Annotated in this window: 21 protein-coding genes; 8 read left to right on the top strand and 13 right to left on the bottom strand. The window is 67.0% G+C overall.

Features of this window, described 5'->3' with window-relative positions; genetic code table 11:
- Window positions 1-41: 41 nt before the first annotated feature.
- The gene (lipB, locus tag ACIGJC_RS00455) at window positions 42-752 is read right to left on the bottom strand and encodes a lipoyl(octanoyl) transferase LipB (protein WP_483710085.1); all 711 of its coding nucleotides are present in this window, start codon (window positions 750-752) and stop codon (window positions 42-44) included.
- A gap of 165 nt (window positions 753-917) precedes the next feature.
- Window positions 918-1286, bottom strand: coding sequence for a DUF2917 domain-containing protein (locus tag ACIGJC_RS00450; RefSeq protein ID WP_483710084.1), 369 nt, complete (start codon window positions 1284-1286; stop codon window positions 918-920).
- On the opposite strand from ACIGJC_RS00450, the gene ACIGJC_RS00445 reads away from it, so the two are divergent.
- Entirely contained in the window at window positions 1285-1452 is a 168-nt protein-coding gene (locus ACIGJC_RS00445) for a hypothetical protein (RefSeq protein WP_483710083.1), read from the top strand. The two genes, ACIGJC_RS00450 and ACIGJC_RS00445, sit on opposite strands and share 2 nt — an antisense overlap.
- Before the next feature lie 37 nt (window positions 1453-1489).
- Window positions 1490-2449, top strand: coding sequence for a transcriptional regulator GcvA (locus ACIGJC_RS00440; protein ID WP_483710082.1), 960 nt, complete (start codon window positions 1490-1492; stop codon window positions 2447-2449).
- Window positions 2450-2453: 4 nt separating this feature from the next.
- Here the strand turns inward: ACIGJC_RS00440 and ACIGJC_RS00435 are convergent, their stop codons facing one another.
- The 7 genes from ACIGJC_RS00435 to ACIGJC_RS00405 all read right to left on the bottom strand — a co-directional run bounded on the left by ACIGJC_RS00435 (window position 2454) and on the right by ACIGJC_RS00405 (window position 10512).
- Window positions 2454-3500 carry a tyrosine recombinase XerC gene (locus tag ACIGJC_RS00435; protein ID WP_483710081.1) on the bottom strand — a complete coding sequence of 349 codons (1047 nt, stop codon included), beginning with the start codon at window positions 3498-3500 and terminating at the stop codon, window positions 2454-2456.
- A gap of 35 nt (window positions 3501-3535) precedes the next feature.
- Window positions 3536-4207: a DUF484 family protein gene (locus ACIGJC_RS00430; RefSeq protein ID WP_483710080.1), complete on the bottom strand. Its 672-nt coding sequence runs from the start codon at window positions 4205-4207 to the stop codon at window positions 3536-3538.
- An 83-nt stretch (window positions 4208-4290) separates the two neighbouring features.
- Window positions 4291-5433, bottom strand: a complete 1143-nt coding sequence (gene rodA / locus ACIGJC_RS00425; RefSeq protein WP_483710079.1) for a rod shape-determining protein RodA — start codon at window positions 5431-5433, stop codon at window positions 4291-4293.
- Between the two features lie 11 nt (window positions 5434-5444).
- A complete protein-coding gene (mrdA, locus tag ACIGJC_RS00420) occupies window positions 5445-7748 on the bottom strand; it encodes a penicillin-binding protein 2 (RefSeq protein WP_483710078.1) in 2304 nt (767 codons plus the stop codon).
- Between the two features lie 31 nt (window positions 7749-7779).
- A complete protein-coding gene (gene mreD / locus ACIGJC_RS00415; RefSeq protein WP_224082885.1) occupies window positions 7780-8292 on the bottom strand; it encodes a rod shape-determining protein MreD in 513 nt (170 codons plus the stop codon).
- Entirely contained in the window at window positions 8292-9257 is a 966-nt protein-coding gene (mreC, locus tag ACIGJC_RS00410; protein ID WP_483710077.1) for a rod shape-determining protein MreC, read from the bottom strand. The genes mreD and mreC overlap by 1 nt, the downstream gene beginning before the upstream one ends.
- A 211-nt stretch (window positions 9258-9468) precedes the next feature.
- Entirely contained in the window at window positions 9469-10512 is a 1044-nt protein-coding gene (locus ACIGJC_RS00405) for a rod shape-determining protein (RefSeq protein WP_483710076.1), read from the bottom strand.
- A gap of 622 nt (window positions 10513-11134) precedes the next feature.
- On the opposite strand from ACIGJC_RS00405, the gene gatC reads away from it, so the two are divergent.
- From gatC to gatB, 5 genes are all read left to right on the top strand, one after another.
- Window positions 11135-11434 (top strand): Asp-tRNA(Asn)/Glu-tRNA(Gln) amidotransferase subunit GatC, encoded by a 300-nt coding sequence (gatC, locus tag ACIGJC_RS00400; protein WP_483710075.1) that lies wholly within the window; start codon window positions 11135-11137, stop codon window positions 11432-11434.
- 64 nt (window positions 11435-11498) lie between these two features.
- Window positions 11499-13004 (top strand): Asp-tRNA(Asn)/Glu-tRNA(Gln) amidotransferase subunit GatA, encoded by a 1506-nt coding sequence (gene gatA, locus ACIGJC_RS00395; protein ID WP_483710074.1) that lies wholly within the window; start codon window positions 11499-11501, stop codon window positions 13002-13004.
- Window positions 13001-13465: a hypothetical protein gene (locus tag ACIGJC_RS00390; protein WP_483710073.1), complete on the top strand. Its 465-nt coding sequence runs from the start codon at window positions 13001-13003 to the stop codon at window positions 13463-13465. The genes gatA and ACIGJC_RS00390 overlap by 4 nt, the downstream gene beginning before the upstream one ends.
- A gap of 9 nt (window positions 13466-13474) precedes the next feature.
- Window positions 13475-14557 carry a dienelactone hydrolase family protein gene (locus tag ACIGJC_RS00385; RefSeq protein ID WP_483710072.1) on the top strand — a complete coding sequence of 361 codons (1083 nt, stop codon included), beginning with the start codon at window positions 13475-13477 and terminating at the stop codon, window positions 14555-14557.
- An 84-nt stretch (window positions 14558-14641) separates the two neighbouring features.
- A complete protein-coding gene (gene gatB / locus ACIGJC_RS00380) occupies window positions 14642-16099 on the top strand; it encodes an Asp-tRNA(Asn)/Glu-tRNA(Gln) amidotransferase subunit GatB (RefSeq protein ID WP_483710071.1) in 1458 nt (485 codons plus the stop codon).
- Window positions 16100-16162: 63 nt separating this feature from the next.
- Here gatB and ACIGJC_RS00375 read toward each other — a convergent pair whose 3' ends face one another.
- From ACIGJC_RS00375 to ACIGJC_RS00360, 4 genes are all read right to left on the bottom strand, one after another.
- On the bottom strand, window positions 16163-17062 hold the full coding sequence (locus ACIGJC_RS00375; protein WP_483710070.1) for a transglutaminase family protein: 900 nt from the start codon (window positions 17060-17062) through the stop codon (window positions 16163-16165).
- An 8-nt stretch (window positions 17063-17070) separates the two neighbouring features.
- The gene (locus ACIGJC_RS00370) at window positions 17071-19692 is read right to left on the bottom strand and encodes a circularly permuted type 2 ATP-grasp protein (RefSeq protein WP_483710069.1); all 2622 of its coding nucleotides are present in this window, start codon (window positions 19690-19692) and stop codon (window positions 17071-17073) included.
- Complete coding sequence (locus ACIGJC_RS00365) at window positions 19689-20360, bottom strand: tetratricopeptide repeat protein (RefSeq protein ID WP_483711577.1); 672 nt, start codon at window positions 20358-20360, stop codon at window positions 19689-19691. Before ACIGJC_RS00365 ends, ACIGJC_RS00370 begins: the two co-directional genes overlap by 4 nt.
- A 231-nt stretch (window positions 20361-20591) precedes the next feature.
- Window positions 20592-21563 (bottom strand): magnesium and cobalt transport protein CorA, encoded by a 972-nt coding sequence (locus ACIGJC_RS00360; RefSeq protein WP_483710067.1) that lies wholly within the window; start codon window positions 21561-21563, stop codon window positions 20592-20594.
- 198 nt (window positions 21564-21761) lie between these two features.
- Here ACIGJC_RS00360 and minC point away from each other — a divergent pair, with 198 nt between their 5' ends.
- Window positions 21762-22562 carry a septum site-determining protein MinC gene (minC, locus tag ACIGJC_RS00355; protein ID WP_483710065.1) on the top strand — a complete coding sequence of 267 codons (801 nt, stop codon included), beginning with the start codon at window positions 21762-21764 and terminating at the stop codon, window positions 22560-22562.
- Window positions 22563-22612 lie beyond the last annotated feature (50 nt).

Raw genomic sequence — 22612 nt, 5'->3', positions numbered from 1 at the left:
CCGCACGCGCAACGGCGTGCAATTCGCTTGTCAGCTTGTCACTAAGAGGCCAGGGCCGGCGTGGCGGCAGTCTTGTCGGCCGCCAGCGCACGGGCCTCGCGCGCTGCCAGCACCTCGCACAATGCCGCCGCCAGGCGTCGCGCGATGTCAGTTTGTTGTGCGGCGGTCACGGGCTGGTCCTGCCAGTGTCCACCGGCAGTGGCCATGTCGACCGTTTCCAGTCCGGCATAGCCGCACGGATTGATGCGCAGGAACGGCGCCAGATCCATCTGCACGTTCAGGCTGACGCCGTGATAGCTGCAGCCATTGCGGATCTTGAGCCCGAGTGCGGCAATCTTCGCGCCCCGGTGCGGCCCGTCCGACAGGTAAATGCCGGGGGCGCCGGACTTGCGCTCAGCCGCGAGATTATACGCGGCAAGCGTGTCCAGCACGGCCTGCTCGATGTCGTTCACCAGCTCGCGCACCATCAGTTTGCGACGCTTGAGATCGAGCAACAGATAAGCCACCACCTGGCCGGGGCCGTGGTAAGTGATCTGTCCACCACGGTCGATCTGCACCATCGGGATATGCGCATCCGGCGCCAGCAGGTGCGCGGGATCGCCCGCCTGGCCCAGCGTGTAGACCGGCGGATGCTCGACCAGCCAGATCTGGTCGGGCGTCTCGGGCGTGCGCGCGGCAGTGAAGGCGCGCATCGCGTCGAAGCAGGGCTGGTAATCCTCGCGGCCCCGCTCGAAGACTTGAATCGGATGCATGGCGAGAGTGTAACGAAAAGGGCCGGCTTACGCCGGCCCCCGCCACGTTCATGGGGAATTAGTCAGTCCGGCCGGGTGTCCGCGCTGCCGGTTTCATCGCCCGGCCTCGACCAGACCAGGCGAAGCCTTAGCGCATGGGCTTCCGACGTCTCTCCGCCCATCGCGTCACGCGGCCTTGGCGTGGTCGTCGCCCGGCGTCCATTCCGTGCCTCGAACCAGGCGCCGCAAGCTGCGGTACACGAGGTGGGGGACATCCGCAAGCGTCAGCGCCGGGCGGCGCGCCTCGGCGATCAACGCCAGCCGCACGGCACGGCGGGCCCGCGGATCGATGCTCAAGACCACTTCATCGCCACGCCGCAGCAGCAGGCTCGCGCCACAACGCAGCCAGTAGTCCTCGGAATCGCCTTCGCGGGTAATCCACAGGTCGGTGCCGGCGGCATCTTCCACATGGAGGCGCTGTGCCGCATGCATGGACAGCGCCGTGACTTCGCCGGGATTCAGTGTGAAAACTGTCGTTGTGAGCAGAGCTTGCATGATGGATCTCCTGTCCGCCGGCCTCGGCACGCTTGCCGGGTTTTGCCACATGTCCGGTACTGGCCTGGTTTTCCTGCCAGTACACTTCGATTCGTCGTGGCAATGGGGCGCCGGTGAACTGAATTCTAGTGATTGCCCGGGCACTGGCAAAACGATATATTTTTAAGGTTATTGTTAGCAAAATTCACAAAGCGGAGCATGTCATGACATGGAAAGGCGCATGGGAAAGGGATATGCCGCGTGGCTGGCACCGCGAATTGCCGCGCCTGCCGGCGCTGACAGCGTTGCGCGCGTTCGAAGCGGCGGCCCGGCACGAGAGCTTTTCGCGCGCGGCGACGGAATTGTTCGTCACGCACGGCGCGGTCAGCCACCAGATCCGCGCGCTGGAAGAGGAACTTGCGATGCCGCTGTTCGAGCGCCACGGCAAGCGCGTGGCGCTGACACCGGCCGGGCGCCTTTACGCCGAGCGCATCCGCGATGCCCTGCTGCAGATCGCCGATGCCACGCGCGTGCTGCAGTCCGGCAACCGCGACAAACGGCTGACGATCAGCACCATGCCGTCATTCGCCGCGCGCTGGCTCATGCCGCGCATTGGCAGCTTTATCGAACGGCATCCGGAGCTGGACGTCGAGCTGCTGTCGTCGAATACGCTCGTGGATTTTGGCCAGGAAGAGGTCGATATCGCGTTGCGCATGGGCACTGGCGACTATCCGGGCCTGTACGTGGAAAAGCTGCTCGATGATGTGTTCTTTCCGGTCTGCAGCCCCGCCTTCAACGGCGGACGCCTGCCGGAGCGGCCCGCCGACCTGGCCGGCCTGAACTTGCTGCGCGGCGAAGGCGACCCGTGGAAGCCATGGTTCGATGCCGCAGGGCTGGACTGGCCCGAGCCGCGCAAGGGGCTATTGCTCGAAGATTCGTCGCTGTTGCTGCAGGCAGCGGCCGAGGGCCAGGGCGTCACACTGATCCGCTCTTCGCTCGCTTACAACGACCTGCTGTCCGGCCGCGTGGTGCGGTTGTTCGATGTCAGCATTCCATGCCCGTGGCTGCTGTATTTCGTGTGCGCGCCCGGGGCGCTGGATTCGCCGAAAGTGCAGGCGTTTCGAGGTTGGCTGTTGCCGGAGATCGAACGGTTCCGGGAAGTGCTGGCGCAGTGGGCGGATTGAGAACTCAGTCCTTCACGGGCGACGCCTTGTCATTGTCGTCCTTGTCCTTTGCCGACGCCGCCCTTCCGGCCCGCGGATGGGCCTTGTCATAGACCTTGGCCAGATGCTGGAAGTCCAGCGAGGTGTAGATCTGCGTCGTGGAGATGCTGGCATGCCCGAGCAACTCCTGTACCGCCCGCAGGTCGCCCGACGATTGCAGCATATGCGTCGCAAACGAATGCCTCAGCATATGCGGATGCACGTCGGCTGGCACGCCGGCACGAATCGCCTGCTCCTTGAGCCGCAACTGCACCACGCGCATCGACAGCCGGTGTCCGCGCGCACCGAGGAACAGTGCGGACGCATCCTCGGGCGCGGCACCCGGCCGCAATAGCTGCTCGCGCACGGCAAGCCACCCGCGCAACGCGTCCATCGCCTTGCTGCCGACCGGCAACGTGCGCCGGCGCGAGCCCTTGCCGGTCACGGTCAGCTCGGCGCCGGACATATCGATCCAGCCGGCCGATTCATAGCCATCGCGCTTTTCATAGCGGGCGTCGAGCTGCACCAGTTCCGACAAGCGCAATCCGCTTGAATAGAACAACTCCCACACGGCCTGGTCGCGCAGCGCGGCGGCATCGGTCCCCGCGGAATGCGAGACCAGCGCCACGGCATGCTCGACGGATAGCGCCTTGGGCAACCGGTGACCGGAACGCGGCGCGCGCACGCCATCCACGGGATTGGCCTGGACGCCCAGGCCGTGCTGCGCCGCCCAAAGATAGAAGCCGCGCCAGGCGGACAAGGTGCGGGCAATCGTGGTGCCTGCCAGGCCTGCGCCATGCAGGCGCGCGGCAAAGGCGCGGATATGGCGCGTCTGCAGCGCCAGCAGCGCAAAGCCCGGCGCGTGCCTGGCGGCGTGCGCCTGCAGCGCGGTCAGGTCGCGGCGATAACTGCTGATGGTGTGTTCGGCAAGCTTGCGGCTGCCTTGCAGCCAGGCCAGATATTGCGCGATGACGGGGTCGGCCGCCGGCGGCTCCGTATCCGCCGCTGAGACCTTGGTCGGATCGTGGGTCATGGAAGCAAGGCGTGGACGACGCGGCCCGCTGGAATTCACTCGCGCAGGCGATTCAGCGCGGCACCGGCCACTTCGCCGATCTGCGTCAGGTAGGCCGTGCCCATGCCCTCGAGGAAACGGCGCGGATCGGGCGAGCCCAGCACCAGCAGGCCGAAGGCCGCGCCCGGCACCTCGCCGGCGGTGCGCACGGGCGGACGCAAGGCCACCATGGCGAGCGATGCGACTTCGTCGAGTTCCAGCAGGCCGGCCGCCTCGAAACCCGCGTTGGCGCCACAGTACGGCGCGCGCAGGCCTTCGGAGAACAGTTGCAGGTCATCGCTGGCGCCCTGCGCCACTTCCATATGGGCATACTGCTCCGCCACATCCCACAGCTTGAGCGCCACGGCGGGCACATCGAACACCTGCTGCAGGCCGTCCTGCACGGCATAGGGCAGCGCGTGGGAGTCCGGCTCGCCCATCAGCCGCATTTGCCAGGCATGCATGCGCTGCTGGGTGCGGTCATTGTCGTGCCCGTGGCGCATCAGGTCGGCCAGGCGCAGTTCCAGTACCTTGTTCTTTTCACGCAGGATTTCCATCTGCCGTTCCTGCAGCGACACCGCACGGTGGCTGTGCGGGCTGGTCAGCTGCACGGTGGCGAGCAGCTCGGCATGGTCTTCGAAGAACTGGGGATTGCTCTGCAGGTAGGCGGCGACGTCTTGGGCGTTCATGGGCTTCGAACCGAGAGAATTTTGCATGGCAGTTTAGCAAAGCGGGGCGCCGGCGCCCCGCCCTGGGCCATCGTCCCTCTGTATTACGTCTGGATCAGCCGTTTCTGTCGGGAAATCGCCATCAGGATGCCGATGCCCGCGCCCAGCGTCACCAGCGCCGTGCCGCCGTAGCTCATCAGCGGCAGCGGCACGCCCACCACGGGCAGGATGCCGCTCACCATGCCCATGTTGACGAAGGCATAGGTGAAGAAGATCAGCGTGATGGAGCCAGCCAGCAGCCGCGAGAACAGCGTCGGCGCGTTGGCGGCAATGAACAGGCCGCGGAAGATAAGCAGCAGGTACAGCACCAGCAGGACGGCATTGCCGATCAGGCCGAACTCCTCCGAATACACCGCGAAAATAAAGTCGGTGTGCTTCTCCGGGATGAATTCCAGGTGGGTCTGGGTGCCCTTGAGCCAGCCCTTGCCCTCGACGCCGCCCGAGCCGATCGCGATGATCGACTGGATCGTGTGAAAGCCCTTGCCGAGCGGGTCGGTGGTCGGGTCCAGCAGCGTGCACACGCGATGCTGCTGGTAGTCATGCAGGACCGGCCAGGTCACGCCGGGTGCGCAGATGTCGTTCTGGAACGTGATCAGCAGCGAGACCGCCACCACCAGCATCGCCATCAGCGGCAGGATGATGCGCCAGGTCAGGCCGGCAAAGTAGATCACGTAGATGCCCGCCGCCATCACCAGCAGCGCGGTGCCCAGGTCGGGCTGCTTGGCGATCAGGCCGACCGGGATCAGCAGCAGCACCAGCGCCACCGCGAAGTCATACCATCGGACCACGCCCTCGCGCTTCTGGAAGTACCAGGCCAGCATCAGCGGCATGGAAATCTTCATGATCTCGGACGGCTGGATCACCATGCCCACGTAGAGCCAGCGGCGCGCGCCCTTGCGGATCAGGCCGAACATGGCCACCGCGATCAGCAGCGCCACGCCGATGGTATAGATCGGCACCGCCACGCGCATCAGCGTTTGCGTGGGAAGGTAAGCGATCACCAGCATCACCACGTACGACAGCAGGATATTGCGCAGCTGGTCTTCGACCCGGCCCGGCATGTCGATGGCGGCCGAGTACAGGGCCACGATGCCGGTGGCGAACAACAGGAACACGATCAGCGCGAGCGGCTTGTCGAAGCCGGTGAACGCTGTCTTGATCAGCGACAGGACGCGACGCTTGTCCATGCGCGTCTCCTTCAACGGGTGACGTCGGCGCCCGTCGCCGGCGTGGCGGCTACGGGCTTGACGCGTGGTTTGGGCGCGGGCGCCTTGGCGGCGGCGGCCGCGGAGGCCGGTGCCACGGGCTTGGGCTTGCTGTGGCCCAGCGCCTGCAGCATGCGCTCGTCCAGCGTCTCGACGGCCGAAGCCGGCGCGATCGCGGCGGGGTCGAGCGCCACGGCCGCGGAGGCGCCCGCCACCGCGGACGCCGGCGCCGCCGACGCCACGGAAGCGGCACCAACCGCGCTGGCCGCCACGGCACTGGCACTGGCACCGCTCGACATCACCGTCGCGCTGGCGATGCTCGCTGTGTTGCCTGTGGTGAAGACGCTGGCCGTATCGACCGGTGGCCGCTCGGCCGGCGGCGGCGCCGAGGCCTCCAGTTCCGCCGGCCATTTGCCGAGCAGGTAATAGTCCATCACCTTGCGCGCGATCGGGGCCGCCACCGCAGCGCCGAAGCCCGCGTTCTCGACGATCAGCGCCAGCGCGATCTTCGGGTTGTCGGCAGGCGCGAAAGCGGTGTAGAGCGAATGGTCGCGCTTGCGCTCGTCCAGCGCGTGGTGGTTGTACTTTTCGTTCTTGCCGAGCGTGTAGGTCTGGGCCGTACCGGTCTTGCCGGCCGACTCATAGGCCGCACCGGCGAACACGCGCGCGGCGGTGCCCGAGTGCGTCACCGCGACCATCGCGCGCTTGATCACGTCGATGTCGGCCTGCTTGAAGTCGAGCCGGTAGCTTTCCTTGGGCACCGTCAGCGTGCGCTTGCGCGTGACCGAGTCCTCCACGGCCTTGACCAGGTGCGGCTTCATCGCCGCGCCGTTATTGACGATGATCGAGATCGCGTTGGCGAGCTGCAGGATCGTGAAGCTGTTGTAGCCCTGGCCGATGCCCAGTGAAATGGTTTCGCCGTCATACCACTTCTGTTGCTCGGGCTTGCGGTAGGCCTTGCGCTTCCATTCCATGGATGGAAGGATGCCGCGGCTTTCGCCCTCGATGTCGATGCCCGTGATCTGGCCGAAGCCCAGCGGCTTCATGAAGTCATGGATGGCATTGACGCCCATGTCGCGCGCCAGCGCATAGTAGTAGGTGTCGCACGACTGCACGATCGAGGCCTGCATGTCGACCCAGCCGTGGCCGCCCGGCTTGTCGTCGCGGAAGGTATGGTTGCCGAGCGTGAACGAGCCTGGGTCATGCATGCCCCAGGCAGCGGTGCGCTTGCCGGTAGTGAGCGCCGCCAGCGCCATGAACGGCTTGTAGGTCGAGCCCGGCGGATATGTACCCCGAAGCGGGCGGTTCAGCAGCGGCTTGTCGGGCGAATTGTTGAGCTCGCTCCAGGTGTTGCTGTCGATGCCTTCGACGAACAGGTTCGGGTCGAAGGTCGGCTTGGACACGAAGGCCAGGATGTCGCCGGTGGAAGGCTCGATCGCCACCAGCGCGCCGCGGCGGTCGCCGAACAGTTCCTCGGCCAGCTGCTGCAGGCGGATGTCGAGCGACAGGATCAGGTTATTGCCCGGCGTGGCGGGCGACGTCGACAGCGTGCGGATGGGCCGGCCGCCCGCGCTCACTTCCACTTCCTCGAAACCGGTCAACCCATGCAGCTCGGTTTCGTAGCTCTGCTCCAGGCCGATCTTGCCGATGTAGTTCGAGCCCTTGTAGTTGTCGGCGTCCTTGCGCGGGTCGTACTTGGCGCCATCGGCGTCGTTGGCCTCGTCCATGGCCTCGATGCGCTCCTGGTCGCGCTGCGAGATGCGGCCCAGATAGCCGATCACGTGCGATGCCGATTCGCCGAGCGGATACTGCCTGAACAGCCGCGCGCGCACATCCACGCCGGGGAAGCGGAAACGCTGCGCGGAGAAGCGCGCCACCTCCTGGTCCGTCAGCTGGCTGCGAATCGGCAGGCTTTCGAAGCTGCGCGACTCTTCCTGCAGACGCTTGAAGCGGCGGCGGTCGCGCGGCTGGATGTCGACCAGCGACGACAGCGCTTCAATGGTGTTGTCGAGCGTATCGGTCAGCTTGGACGGCGTGATCTCGAGCGTGTAGGCCGAGTAGTTGCGCGCCAGCACGATGCCGTTGCGGTCCATGATGATGCCGCGGTTGGGCTCGATCGGCGCCACGGAGATGCGGTTGTCCTCGGCCTTGGCCGAATACTGGTCATGCTTGTACCACTGCAGCCAGAGGAAGCGCGTGAACAGCAGCCCGAAGCAGATCACCGTGAACAGCGCCGCGGCCGCTACGCGGAGGCGAAAGCGGCCGATTTCCAGTTCGACGTTGCGGATTTCGGTCATGGTACTGCCGGGTTGGATACGTTTATCGCGCTCAGATCGGACGCGTTTCGTCGACGTCGACCGAGCGGCGCTGCGGTGCGAGCAGCACGGCGGTAGCCATCGGCCAGAGCAGCGCTTCGATGCCGGGCGCCAGCAGCAGCGGCCAGCCCGGCAGCGGCGCGCCCATGGCCAGGCGGATCACCACCGGCACCGCGTGCGCGACGAACAGCAGCGGCAGCACGTGCAGCGCCTGCGTGTAGACCGTGAACCACAGCACGCGGCGGTGGATGGTGATGGCGAAATAGGCCAGCAGCGTATAGGCCACCGCATGCTCGCCCAGCAGGCGCGCGTCATGCACGTCCATCAGCAGGCCCAGTGCGAACGCCACGCCCATGCCGACCTTGCGCGGCTGGTGGATGTTCCAGAACACCAGCACCAGCGCCACCATGTCGGGGATCCACAAGGTGGTGCCCCACGGCATCAGGTTGAACAGGAACGCCATGACAAAGCTGAACGCGATGAACGCGGGGTTCACCGGGCGCAGCAGGTACTGTGGATTGGTCACTATTGAGCCTCCTTGGCGGCGGGGGCAGCCTTGGCCGCCGCGGCGCTGGCTGCCGCGGCACGCGCGGCGGCCGAGCGGGCCCCCTTGGCGGGCGCATCGGGCTTGTCCTCGGCCGCTTCGCGCGGCGGCATGGCCGAGTCGTAGCGCACCACCAGCAGCTGGCGGTGCGCACGCACGCCCGCCACCGGTTCGCACCACACGCGCGAGAAGGCGGTATCGGCCTTGCGCTCGACATGCGTGATCTTTGCCACCGGCAGGCCAGGCGGGTAAGTGCCGTCCAGTCCGGATGTCACGAGCAGGTCGCCCTGCTGCAAGTCGGCCGCCGCGGCCATGAAGCGCAGGTCAAGCTGGCCGGCGCGCGCGCCGCCGAAGGCCACGCTGCGCAAGCCATTGCGTACCACCTGCACGGGAATCGCCAGGTCCTTGTCGGTCAGCAGCGTGACTTCGGACTGGAACGGCGAGACCCGCGTCACCTGACCCACCACGCCGCGTTCGTCGATCACCGGGTAGCCGGCGCGCAGCCCTTGCTGGCTGCCCTTGTCGATCACGATGCGCTGCGAATACGGATCGCGCGCGTCGTAGAGGATTTCCGCCGCCGTGACCGGCGTGGCCGACTGCTGCTGCAAGCTCAGCAGCTTGCGCAACTGGTTGTTCTCGGCTTCGAGCTGCGCCTGGCGCACCGAGGCTTCGGCCTGCTGCACGGCGCCGAGGCGCAGTTCACGGTTTTCGCTGGCCAGCGCGGCGGACGATTGCGCGTAGTCGAACACGGCGCGCAGCGCATCGCGCGGCACCAGCACGACGCGCTCGATGGGCATCAGCACCGTGGCGGCCACCTGGCGCACGACGCTGAGCGCATTGAAGCGCGCATCGACGATCAGCAGCGCCAGCGCGATGGCCACGTACAGGACCAGGCGCGCGACGGCCGAAGTCCCTTGCTTGAAAAGCGGCGGTGGAGAGTAATCCATTTAGCCGGGCGCGGGCGTTGACGGGATGGAAGACGAATGCGGAAGCGGAAGCGGAAGCGAGACCGAAAGCGCAAAGACATTGCCGCCCCGGCCGGACAGCGCGGAGGCGGCAATCGTTTCCGCGGGAGCGTACCCGCGGACGCGGCCTTGCCCCGCAGCCCTGATCAGGAGATCCGGCAGGCGGTGCATCGCCGCGTGCAATCCGGTGGCCTTACTCGTACGAGAAGATGCCGCCCAGCTTGTCCATGCGTTCCAGCGCCATGCCGGAACCGCGCACCACGCAGGTCAGCGGGTCTTCGGCGACCAGCACCGGCAAGCCGGTTTCCTCGGCCAGCAGGCGGTCCAGGTCGCGCAGCAGCGCGCCGCCGCCGGTCAGCATCATGCCGCGCTCGGCAATGTCGGCGCCCAGTTCGGGCGGAGTCTGTTCCAGCGCGATCTTGACGGCCGAGACAATCTGGTTGAGCGGATCGGTCAGCGCTTCGAGGATTTCGTTGGACGACACCGTGAAGGCACGCGGGATGCCTTCGGACAGGTTGCGGCCCTTGACTTCCATCTCGCGGACTTCGGAACCCGGGAAAGCCGAGCCGATTTCCTTCTTGATGGCTTCGGCGGTCTGTTCGCCGATCAGCATGCCGTAGTTGCGGCGGATGTAGTTGACGATGGCCTCGTCGAACTTGTCGCCGCCGACGCGCACCGAACCCTTGTAGACCATGCCGCCCAGCGAGATGATGCCCACCTCGGTGGTGCCGCCGCCGATGTCCACCACCATCGAGCCCGACGGCTCCGACACCGGCAGGCCGGCGCCGATCGCGGCCGACATCGGCTCCTCGATCAGGTACACCTGGCTGGCGCCGGCGCCCAGCGCCGATTCGCGGATGGCGCGACGCTCGACCTGGGTCGAACCGCACGGCACGCAGATGATGATGCGCGGGCTCGGACGCAGCAGCTTGGTGTCATGCACCATTTTGATGAACTGCTTGAGCATCTGCTCGGTCACGGTGAAGTCGGCGATCACGCCGTCCTTCATCGGGCGGATCGCCTCGATATTGCCCGGCACCTTGCCCAGCATCTGCTTGGCTTCCTTGCCCACCGCCTGGATGGTCTTCTTGGCGTTGGGTCCGCCTTCCTGGCGGATGGCCACGACCGAAGGCTCGTCCAGGACGATGCCCTTGTCGCGCATATAGATCAGCGTGTTGGCGGTGCCGAGGTCGATGGCGAGGTCGTTGGAGAAGTAGCTGCGGAGAAATCCGAACATCAGGAATCCTGTTTTCTGTTGGGTTCGCGGGTAGGCGAAGTGGCCGGCACCGCCTGCGGGCCGGCCACAATATATGTTCATGCGGGTAAGGTCGAGGCTTCCCGGGCGCCGGCTAGTCGGCCATCCGCCCCCTCGCGGGGGGCGCCGGCAAACCGCCGCAGTGCGCTGTCGCGCACCACTCTTACGGGAACCTTTGATTAGACCTCACGAAAAAGTTCGCGAAAAGACCACGTCGATGCGAGTTTGCTGAAGATCAGCAATGCAGCGGAGGGCTAATCAGAGGGACCCAGACCATCGCGCCTCGGGCAGTGCACGGCACGTGGCCAGTGCAGTCCGAAGCACGTTTGACGGCAGCAAAGCTTACGTCGAAAAAGTGGCAATTTGCGCACCCGCGAGATAACGCCGGCGGTCATGTGGCGTAGACGCTGCCAAAGGTCGGGAGGCACGCAATGATACCTTATAATTCCTGCTGAATCGGGCGTTTACGGCCTGAAAACCACAGCTGATCCGACGACCCCGGGGCGCCCCTCCGGCACCTGCCCCGGCCGCGCGGCGCACCCGCCGCATGCCTCCGGCGCCTGTGCCGCAAGCGCCTTTTTGCACCCGAACTATCCACCTCGCCATGGCCCTCGACCTATCCGACGTCAAGCGCATCGCCCATCTGGCTCGCATCGAAACCACCGATGAAGAGGCGTCCCAGACGCTTGCGCAGCTCAATAACTTCTTCTCGCTGGTCGAGCAGATGCAGGCGGTCGACACCACCGGCATCGAGCCCCTGGCCCACCCGCTGGCCACCGTGCGCGACATGGCCCAGCGCCTGCGCGAAGACGCCGTGACCGAAAGCGACCGGCGCGAAGACTACCAGCGCCCCGCGCCGGCCACCCAGGATGGCCTCTACCTGGTGCCCAAGGTCATTGAATGACCCGGGCCGGATGTCCCGACCGCACCGCACCGACGCACGCCACCCCTGATGCCAACCGACTGTCATGCCCTTTTCCGCTGATTCCGTGACCTCCCTGCGCCAGCTTGCCGATGCCCTGGCCGCGCGCACCGTCTCCGCCGAGGAACTCGCCCGCACCTACCTGGCCCGCATCGAGCAGGCCGGCGCGCTGAACGCCTTCACCCATGTCGACGCCGAACGCACGCTGGCCCAGGCGCGCGAAGCCGATGCGCGCCGCGCCCGCGGCGATGCCACGCTGCTGACCGGCGTGCCGCTGGCCCACAAGGACGTGTTCGTCACGCGTGGCTGGCGCGCGACGGCCGGCTCGAAGATGCTGGCCAACTACGAAAGCCCGTTCGACGCCACCGTGGTCGAGCGCATGGCCGCCGCCGGCATGGTCACGCTAGGCAAGACCAATATGGACGAGTTCGCGATGGGCTCGTCCAACGAGAACTCGTTCTTTGGCGCCGTGCGCAACCCGTGGGACACCGAGCGCGTCCCGGGCGGCTCGTCGGGCGGCTCGGCCGCTGCCGTGGCCGCCGGCCTGGCGCCGGCCGCGACCGGCACCGACACCGGCGGCTCGATCCGCCAGCCGTCGTCGTTCTCGGGCATCACCGGCATCAAGCCGACCTATGGCCGCGTGTCGCGCTACGGCATGATCGCCTTCGCGTCGTCGCTGGACCAGGGCGGCCCGATGGCCCACACCGCGGAGGACTGCGCCCTGCTGCTCAACGCCATGGCCGGCTTCGACCCGAAGGATTCGACCAGCATCCCGCCCGAGCAAGGCGGCGTGGATGAGGACTTCACCCGCCACCTGGGCCGCGCGCGCGCCGGCGCCTCGGAAAGCCAGCCGCTGGCGGGCCTGCGCATCGGCCTGCCGCGCGAGTACTTCGGCAAGGGCCTGTCGCCCGACGTGGAAGAGACCGTGCGCGCCGCGCTGCGGCAGTACGAGCAGCTCGGCGCCACGCTGGTCGAGGTGTCGCTGCCCAAGACCGAGCTGTCGATCCCCGTGTACTACGTGATCGCGCCGGCCGAGGCGTCGTCGAACCTGTCGCGCTTCGACGGCGTGCGCTACGGCCACCGCGCGGCCGAGTACCGCGACCTGCTCGACATGTACAAGAAGACCCGCGCCGAAGGCTTCGGCACCGAGGTCAAGCGCCGCATCATGGTGGGCGCCTACGTGCTGTCGCACGGCTACTACGACGCCTACTACCTGCAGGCCCAGAAGATCCGCCGCATCATCGCCGACGACTTCCAGCGCGCCTTTGCCCAGTGCGACGTGATCATGGGCCCGGTCGCGCCGACGGTAGCGTGGAAGCTCGGCGAAAAGACCTCCGACCCGGTGCAGATGTACCTGGCCGACATCTTCACGCTGTCGACCAGCCTGGCCGGCCTGCCCGGCATGAGCGTGCCGTGCGGCTTCGGCGAAGGCAATATGCCGGTCGGCCTGCAGCTGATCGGCAACTACTTCGACGAAGCGCAGCTGCTCCAGACCGCGCACGCGTTCCAGCAGGCCACCGACTGGCACCTGCGCCGTCCCGCCAAGGCATGAAACGGCTTGCGCAAGTCTTCCGCCTGATCATCGCCGCGGCCCTGGCCGCGGTGGTGGCTGGCTGCATCCAGTTGCCGATCCTCGGCAAGCCGACGCCGATCGCGGCCCGCGATATCGACATCGTCGGCGACTGCCGCCGCACCGAGGAAGACGGCTTCCGCGAGGACGCCCAGTTGCGCGTGTCCGACAACAGCGTGCAGCAGCTCTCGTGGAAGCTGTGGGTCGGCAAGCGTGGCTCGTGCACGTTCAACCTGGCCGATTTCCGCCAGACCAAGAAGAAGCCGCAAATCGAGCTGCGCGCCAACGACGGCAGCGGCTGCGAGCTGATGATCTGGCAAGATCCGCGCCGCGTCACGCTGGCGCATGCCAACTGCGCGCAGCGCTGCACGCCCGGCATTTACGAACAGGCGTGGCCGGTGATGTTCGAGCCCGGCACCGGCGCCTGCGCGCAAACCCGCTGAGGCCGCCTGATGACCGCCACGCCCGCCAGCTACTGCCTGCATCGTCTGCACCGGCTCGCCACGTGCGTTGCCGGTGCAGCCGGCATGCTGCTGGCTGGCGCCGTCTTCGCGCACACGCCCGCGCCGCCGACGCCGGCACTGGTGCAGCCGGCCAATACCGCGCCGCTCACCGCGCTAGCGCCCGGTGCCACCACGCGCACTGCGCCGGCCGTCAGGCCCGTCACGCCGGCACTGCGCGTGCAGTTGCCGGGCGATCAGGGCGCACCGCCGCTTAACGCCTACTGGTTCGTGCCGCGCGAAGGCAGCACGCCGCGCACCCAGCCGCTGCCGGTGGTGATCGCGCTGCATGGCTGCAGCGGCCTGATCGGTGCGAGCCCGGAAACCGTGCGCGCGGACGCGGGCCATGTGGGCAGCACTGGCGGCGACACCAATGCCGCGTCCGCGCTGCAACCGCGCTATCGCGATTACGCACAGTGGCTGACCGAGCGTGGCTACGCGGTGCTGATGCCCGACAGCGAGTCGGCGCATGGCAAGCTGCCAGGCTGCGGCGATTCGGCCGAGACCCGGGGCGTGGATGAACGCATGCGCCGCACCGACGCGCTGACGGCACTGCGCTGGGTGGCGCGCCAGCCCGGCATCGACGCCACGCGCATCGTGCTGCTGGGCTGGTCCAACGGCGCGCAGGCGGTGCTGGCCACGGTCGATGCAAGCCGTCCGTGGCCGGCCAACACGCCGCAAGTGGAACGTGCCGTGGCGTTTTATCCGGCCTGCAAGCGGGCGGTGCAGCAGCACAATTTCCGGCTGCGCGCACCGGTATTGCTGATGATCGGCGGGGCCGACGACTGGACGCCGGCCACACGCTGCGCGATGCTGCAGAACGCGGTGCTGGCGCGCCAGCCAGGCGCGCGTTTCCGGCTGGAGATCTACCCCGGCGCGTACCACGGCTTTGATGGCACCAGCGAATTGCAGGTGCGCCGCGACGGGCCTGGCGGCGCGCGCGCCGGCCGCGGCGTGACCGTCGGCGGCGATGCCGTGGCGCGCGTGGCCGCCATGGCCCAGCTTGATTCCTGGCTCGCCAGCCCCGACCCCTGAGCGCGCCACACAGACACTCGGGTCCGGCGCCTGCGCCGGACCTTTGCAACAGACAGAACCCAAGAACCGAACAGGAATACCGCCATGCAATGGGAAGTGGTGATCGGCCTCGAAACGCACACGCAGCTTTCGACGGCCTCCAAGATTTTCTCCGGGACCTCCACCGCCTTCGGCGCCGAGCCCAACACACAGGCCTCGCCGGTGGATCTCGCGCTGCCGGGCGTACTGCCGGTGCTCAACAAGGGCGCGGTGGAACGCGCGATCCAGTTCGGCCTGGCGATCGGCGCCACCATCGCGCCGCGCAGCATCTTCGCGCGCAAGAACTACTTCTACCCTGACCTGCCCAAGGGCTACCAGATCAGCCAGTACGAGATCCCCGTCGTGCAGGGCGGCACGATCACCATCCAGGTCGAAGGCAAGAAGGGCGAGGTCTATGAAAAGACCGTGCAACTGACGCGCGCCCACCTGGAAGAAGATGCGGGCAAGTCGCTGCACGAGGACTTCGCCGGCATGACCGGCATCGACCTGAACCGCGCCGGCACGCCGCTGCTGGAAATCGTGACCGAGCCGGACATGCGCAGCGCTGCCGAAGCCGTGGCCTACGCCAAGGCCCTGCACTCGCTGGTGGTGTGGCTGGGGATCTGCGACGGCAATATGCAGGAAGGCAGCTTCCGCTGCGACGCCAACGTGTCGGTGCGCCCGGTCGGGCAGAAGGAATTCGGCACGCGCCGCGAGATCAAGAACCTGAACTCGTTCCGCTTTTTGCAGCAGGCGATCGAATACGAAGTGCAGTGGCAGATCAACGAGATCGAAGACGGCCGCAAGATCCAGCAGGCCACGGTGCTGTTTGATCCGGATACCGGCGAAACGCGTGCCATGCGCACCAAGGAAGATGCGCACGACTATCGCTATTTCCCTGACCCTGACCTGATGCCGCTGGAAATCGACGCGGCGTGGATCGAGCGCGTGCGCGGCGAACTGCCGGAGCTACCGGCGGCGATCCAGGCGCGCTTCGTTTCGAAGTATGGCCTGTCGGCCTATGATGCCAGCACGCTGACTGCCACCAAGGCGCTGGCCGGTTACTACGAAGCGGTCGTGACCGAAGCCGGTGCGGCCAATGCCAAGCCTGCGGCCAACTGGCTGATGGGGGATGTCGCTTCGCAATTGAATCGCGAAGGCATGAGCATCGATGCGGCGCCGGTCAAGCCGGCGCAACTGGCCAAATTGCTGGCGCGCATCGCTGACGGCACGGTGTCCAACAACACCGCCAAGAAGGATGTCTTCCCTGCCATGTGGGCTGGCGAATCGGATGGCGATGCGGACGCGATCATTGCCGCCAAGGGGCTGAAGCAGATGTCCGATACCGGTGAACTGGAAAAAATCATCGATGACGTGCTGGCTGCCAATGCCAAGTCGGTGGAAGAGTTCCGGTCAGGCAAGGAAAAGGCCTTCAATGCGCTCGTCGGGCAAGCGATGAAGGCGACCAAGGGGAAGGCGAATCCGGCGCAGGTGAATGAGCTGCTGAAGAAGAAGCTCGGCTAAGCGTTTTGAAGGTGCCTCATGTTTCGCCGGCTACACCGGCGAAACGAGCGCCTCCCCTTCCGGTCACTCCATCGGCCTCACAGTCACGGCCACCTCCACCCGATGGGCGCCCCCGCCCACGATCACGCCATGCAGCAACGGCACATCGCTGTAATCGCGGCCTAGCGCCAGCGTAACGTGACGCGTATCCGCCAGCACATTGTTGGTCGGATCAAGATCCACCCAGCCCACCACCGGGCAATACACCGACACCCACGCATGCGAAGCATCGGCGCCAGTCAGCCGCGGCTCGCCGGGTGGCGGCTCGGTGCACAGATAGCCGCTGACATAGCGCGCCGCGAGCCCCACGGAGCGCAGGCAACCAATCATGACCTGCGCATAATCCTGGCACACGCCGCTGCGCTGCGCGAAGGCCTGCATGGCCGGTGTATCCACCTCGGTGGATTCGCTGTGATAGGTGAAATCTTCGTGAATGCGCCGCATCAAATCCATCGCGCCGGCGACGACTGGCACACCCGCGCCAAAGCTTGGCAACGCGTATTCAAGCAGCGCCGGATGCAGCGCGATATTGGGCGAAGCGAAGACGAATTGCGTGGCCGGCTCGAACGGCTGGCCCGCGTGAAAACGCAGCGACTGAGCGACCGTCTCCCACGGTGCGGACGCGGACACCTTCAGCGCCCGCCAGCGCGGCGTCAGTACCACGGTGCTGGAACAGGTCAATTGCATCTGTGTGTGCGGCACGTCGAGCATGTAATGCAGCACGCGATTCCCAAACGCGTCGGTTCGCCCATGCTCGTGCGTAGGCGCCGGCTCGAGGCGGGTGTCGTGCTCGGTGACGGCCTGCCACGGCAAGTCAGGCGGCGTGACGACGGCACGCTGCTGCGCGTGCTCGACCGGCTGCGAATAGCGATAGGTGGTGGTATGCAGCACGCTCAGCGTGCTGTTTCCGGCAGGAGAGCTCACGGCGTCGTTCACCGAATGTCGGCGTCGGGGTTGGCGGCTGCATGGCTGAAGTAGCGCGCGCCGATCTCGTCCGATACGCGCGCCATGCGCTCGATGAACTGACTGCACAACGCCGACAAATTGGCTGCATCGCCCTCACCGTCGCATAGGGACTCGCACAATGCCGCGCGCGTTGGCAGCGCGCTCGGCGCGGGCAGCAGTTCCGCGAGCGGCACACGCGCCTGTGCGCTGCCGCCCGGCGCCAGCTGCGCCAGCTTGCCGCGCAGACGCTCCAGCAAACCGTAGAGGCCGCGCGGATTGGCGGGCTCCAGCACGAGCAGGTCGACCAACGCCGCCAGGTCGGTGCGGCCCGGATAAAGCGAGCGGTACGTCAGCGTGCAATCGAACAGGTGCAGCAACAGATCGAAGCCGCTGCGCGAGCGCAGCGCGCCGGTGTCGATCGCGGCCAGCAAGAAGCCGCTCATGGTGGACAGGCGTTCGATATGGCGGCCGATGAAAACCAGTCGCCACGCTTCGTCGCGCGACATGCGGTCGCCTTGCGCGCCGTTGATGGCGCCAAGCTGCATCGCCAGATGCTCGAGCGCGGCCAGAACACGCGCGCGGTCGTAGCTGACGGCGCCGCCGTCGGCGGCAGCCAGCGTCGCTTGCGTCATGGCGTCGCCGAAATCGTTGCGCGCGGCCAGGATGGTGCGCCAGTGGTCGTTGGACAGGCGGTTGCGGATCTCGCTGGCGGTGGCCGCGTGCGCGGCGAGGTTCCGCGCGAGACCCGTGCCGGCGCGCGCGTCCGCCAGCGTGGCCACCAGGCTGTGCTCGAACCGGCTCAGCGATACGTCGGGCTGCGGCGCCCCGGCCGGCACCAGGCCCGCCAGTTGCGCGAGGCGGCCCAGCATCGATAGGGTGCCGTCATCGGTATCGTCGCTGCTTTCGATCGAGCCGAGGATCTGCCGGCACAGCCTCACGTTGTTCTCGGCGCGTTCGGCGTAGCGCCCGGCCCAGAACAGGTTCTCGGCCGCGCGGCTCGAAACCGCCAGCGCCCGCGCGGGTGTCGGTACGGCGAGCCCGGCGCGGGTGGCCAACGGTGCGGGCGGCACCGGCTGGCCGGAAAGCACCCATGTATCGGCACTCGTGCCGCCGAGCTGCATCGACACCGATTCCAGCCCCGGTGCCGCGAGCCGGCTGAAGCCGCCCGCCATGACCTGCCAGCCGCCATTGCCGTCCGCCACGGCAAATACGCGCAGCATGGCCGCGCGCGAGCCGATCCGGTCGCCTTCCCAGCATGGCGTGTGCGATAGCGGCAGCGGCGGCTGCAAGGTGTAGCGGTCGGGCATGCGGGCAATGCGCTCGCGCCAGCCGTCCAGCGCCTGCAGGCCCAGTTCCATGCCCAGCACGGGCTCGTCGGTGAGATCGGCGCGGCGTGGATAGGTCGGCATCACGAAGGCTTCCGTCAGCGTGGCCAGCGCTTGCTGCCGCGCGGCGTCTTCTCCGCACCACCAGCTCGGCACACCGGGCAGCCACAGCCGCTCGCCCAGCAGCGCTTCGGCAATGGCGGGCAGGAAGCCGTGAATCGCCGGTGTTTCCAGGAAGCCGGAGCCGGGCACGTTGGACACCATGACGTTGCCCGCGCGCATCGCCTCCAGCAGCCCCGGCACGCCCAGCGTGGAGTCGTGGCGCAGTTCGAGCGGATCGCAAAAGATATCGTCCAGGCGCCGCAGCACCACGTCCACGCGTTCGAGTCCGCCGAAGGTCTTCAGGTAGACCACGTCATTGCGCACGGTCAGGTCCTTGCCTTCCACCAGCGTGATGCCAAGGTAGCGCGCAAGAAACGTGTGCTCGAAATAGGTCTCGCTGTAGGGGCCGGGCGTAAGCAGCACGATGTGGTGGCCCGTGCCGGAAGCGGCCGTACCGCTGCCAGTCTCTGTCGCCGCGGCCAGCGGCGCATGCGCGAGCGTCGACACCAGTTGCGCGAACGCCGGCGGCAGGCGGCGCACGTGCAGGCCGCGGAAGGCATCGGTGAACAGGCTGGAGATGATGAGGCGGTTTTCGAGCGCGTAGCCCATGCCCGAAGGCGTATCGGTGCGATGCGCCATGACGGTCCACCCACCTTCGGTGTGCACCAGGTCCACCGCGACGATCTGCAGGAAGCTGCCGCCCGGCGGCCGGTAGCCGCGCAGCGGATGCAGGTAGCCCGGATGCCCGTAGACCAGCCCCGGCGGCAACAGTCCGCGCGACAGCAGCGTCTGTTCGCCATAGATATCGGCCACGATCGCATTGGCCAGCGTGGCGCGCTGCGCGGCGCCCCGCTCGATGACTTGCCAGTCCTGATCGGTCACCAGGAACGGAAACAGTTCCAGCGGCCAGGCGCGCGCCGCGCCATGGTCGGCATAGACGTTGTAGGTCACGCCGTTGTCGCGGATCTGCCGCGCCATGGCCGCCGCGCGCGGAGCCAGCACGTCAGCGCCAGGCTCGCCCACGACGGCGAAGAAGCGCGCCCACGCCTCGCGCAGCGAACCGTCGGGCAACCGCAATTCATCGAGGTGTCCCGCCGGGGCCGGCTGTGCCAGGCCAACGGCGGGGGCAATCGGCGCCGGGGCATGGGGGGCGAGACTCGTCCCCTTGCGGGGGCCGCTCACATCGTACCGCCGGCCTTCGCGCGCACGGTCTCCTCGAGCAGCGAGCGCAGCTTGGCCAATGCGCCCGGATCGCCATGCGCCGCCGAGCGCGCATACCAGATCTTGGCCTGTTCGATGTCCTTGCCCACCACGCCGGGCTCGCCGCGCTCATAGTAGCTGCCGACGATGTACTGGGCCCCCCCGTCGCCCGCGCTGGCGGCGCGGCTGTACCACTCGAACGCCTTGGCATAGTCGCGCGGCAGGCCGCGGCCGGTGAAATAGTTGGTGGCCAGCGCCATCTGCGCCTGCACGTGGCCGCCCTGCGCGGCGCGTTCGTACCAGCGGTTGGCCTCTTCCAGCGAACGCGGCACCAGTTCGCCGCGCTCGTACAGGTCACCGAGGGTGAACTGCGCGTGCGTCATCTGGTTGTCGGCGGCCTTGCGCAGCCAGGTCAAGGCTTCCTGCGGCCTGGCAGGCGTGCCTTCGCCGCGCAGCAGCATCATCGCGTAATTGAACTGGGCCAGCCGGTTGCCGTCGCGCGCGGCGGCGGCAAAGCCGCGCAGTGCGGCATCGAACGCTCCGGACTCGTAAGCCGCGAGCGCCTCGCGCGTCTGCGCCTGAGCTGGCTGCACAGGCGCGGTCGCGGCGTGGAGGGGGGAGGCGGGCCAGGCCGCCAGCATGATGGCCATCACCGCAACGGCCAGCGGACGACGAGTCACCGGGCCGGCTGCTGCTGCGGGCCAAAGCGAGGGGCGGGCTAGTGGCATGGCGGACTCCGGATGCGCTGGGCATTCTTGAATCCAGTGTAGGAGGCGGCGATGCGTGCCGGAAGCCGATGACAGGGGCCTGATTATTCGTTCGAATAATGAATTTAAGAAAAAATTGGATTACAAAATTCTTTCTGAGAATAAAAATGGCCATCAGATCCATCCGGCGCGATGTAGCCGGCGCCATAGCGCGGCGCACGCCACGGCCGTCGTGCCGATCACGACCGGGTACGCGTAGTGGAATTTCAGCTCGGGCATGAACGAGAAATTCATGCCGTAGAGGCTGAACACCACCGTCGGGATCGCCAGGATGGCGCCCCAGCCAGCGAGCCGCTTGACCACCTCGTTCTGCCCCACGGTGACCAGGGCCAGGTTGACCTGCACCGCCGTGGTCAGCATCTCGCGCACGACATCGAGCGTGCGCACGAGGCGGCTCGCGTGGTCTTCGATGTCGCGGAAATAGGCGCGCAATTCCTTGGGCACGAGGTCTTCGTGCAGCCGGATGAGCTGGCTGCAGATATCCTCGACCGGGTTCACCGCATTGCGCAGGCGCAGCACCTGCCGCTTGATCTGGTACAGGCGCTCGATTGCGGCGCGGTCGAACTCGTCGCGGAAGATGCCCTGCTCCAGCTCGGCGAAGGTGTCCTCCAGGCGCGTGACGATGGGCAGGTAGTGGTCGACCACGAAGTCCATCAGCGCGTACAACACATAGCCAGGACCGTTGGCCAGGCCCTGCGGGTCATGCTCGCAGCGCTCGCGCACCGGCGCGTAGGTGCTGCTGGCGCCATGCCGGACCGACACCACATAGTTCGGCCCGACGAACAGATGGGTTTCGCCGACCACGACCTCGTCCTCGACCAGCTGCGCGGTGTTGAGCACGACGAAGACCGAGTCGCCATACGCCTCCAGCTTGGGCCGCTGGTGTGCATCGAGCGCATCCTCGACCGCCAGGTCGTGCAGTCCGAAGGATTGCTGGACCTGGCGCAGCAAAGCCAGGTCGGGCTCATGCAAACCCAGCCAGACGAAGGTGTCCGGGACGCTCAATGCTTCAGGGATCTCTTCGATGCCGACGGTACCGAGCCGCTTGCCCGCCCGGTAAGCCACACAATTGACGATTGCGCCCATGACAGCTCCATTCCGCAGATGGCGCAATCGTAACAAGGCGTCATGGCATCTGTCGGACGGGGTTGGCCGCGCTGGCGCTGGCGCCACTTGTGGGCCTCCCATGGATTGCGTGCGGCACTTGGGGACAAAGTCGGCCTATTTGTTACAGTTCGCACCGAAACCGCAGTTAGAATGTGGCATTTCCACGGTCACCCGGCTATGTCACAGAAGAAATCGCCACGCTTCGAGCTGCGCAGTGGCAATGTAGACGCCCTCCTTCTCGCGCTCCAGACCGCCGACATGGCTGCACTGCGAGACGACCTGCTCTCCCGGTTCGAAGCCACTCCCGATTTCTTTTCCAATGACGTGATTGCGCTGGACCTGCGCGCGCTTGAAAGTGACGATGCAGTCTCGCTCGACACCGTGATCGGCACGCTGGCGACGCTCAAGGCCCGTGCCATTGGCGTGGTCGCACGCCCGGCGCAGCACGAGTGGGTGCAGCGCTTCGGCCTGCCGCTGCTCGACAGCCAGAGCCGCCGCGGCCTGCGTGAACCGGCGGAAACCGCCGAGGCGGCCGACCGCGCTGCCGCAGAGGCCGCTGCCGAGCAGGCCGCGCGCGAGGAAGCGGCCCGCACGGCCGCCCAGTCCGCCGCCGACGCCGCCGTCAAGGCCGCCATCCAGCAGACCCAGACCGTCCTGATCGACAAGCCGCTGCGCTCGGGCCAGCAAGTCTACGCGCAAGGCGACGTGGTCATCATGGACGTGGTCAGCTACGGCGCCGAGGTCATCGCCGAGGGCAACATCCATGTCTATGCCCCGCTGCGAGGCCGCGCGCTGGCGGGCGTGAAGGGCAACACCAGCGCACGCATCTTCAGCACGTGCATGGAGCCTGAACTGATTTCCATTGCCGGGATCTATCGGACGGCCGAGCAGACGCTGCCGGCCGACGTACTCGGCAAGACCGCCCAGGTTCGCCTGGCCGATGAAAAGCTGATCCTGGAAGCCATCCGGTTCCGATGAGCCGGCGACCAGCCCCGAACCGAATCACTGCAGCGCAAGCTTCAACCTAA

This window comes from Cupriavidus sp. C3SS-1, assembly GCF_057073755.1.
Note: the sequence above shows the minus strand (reverse complement) of the source record. Positions and strands in the feature narration are given on the sequence as shown.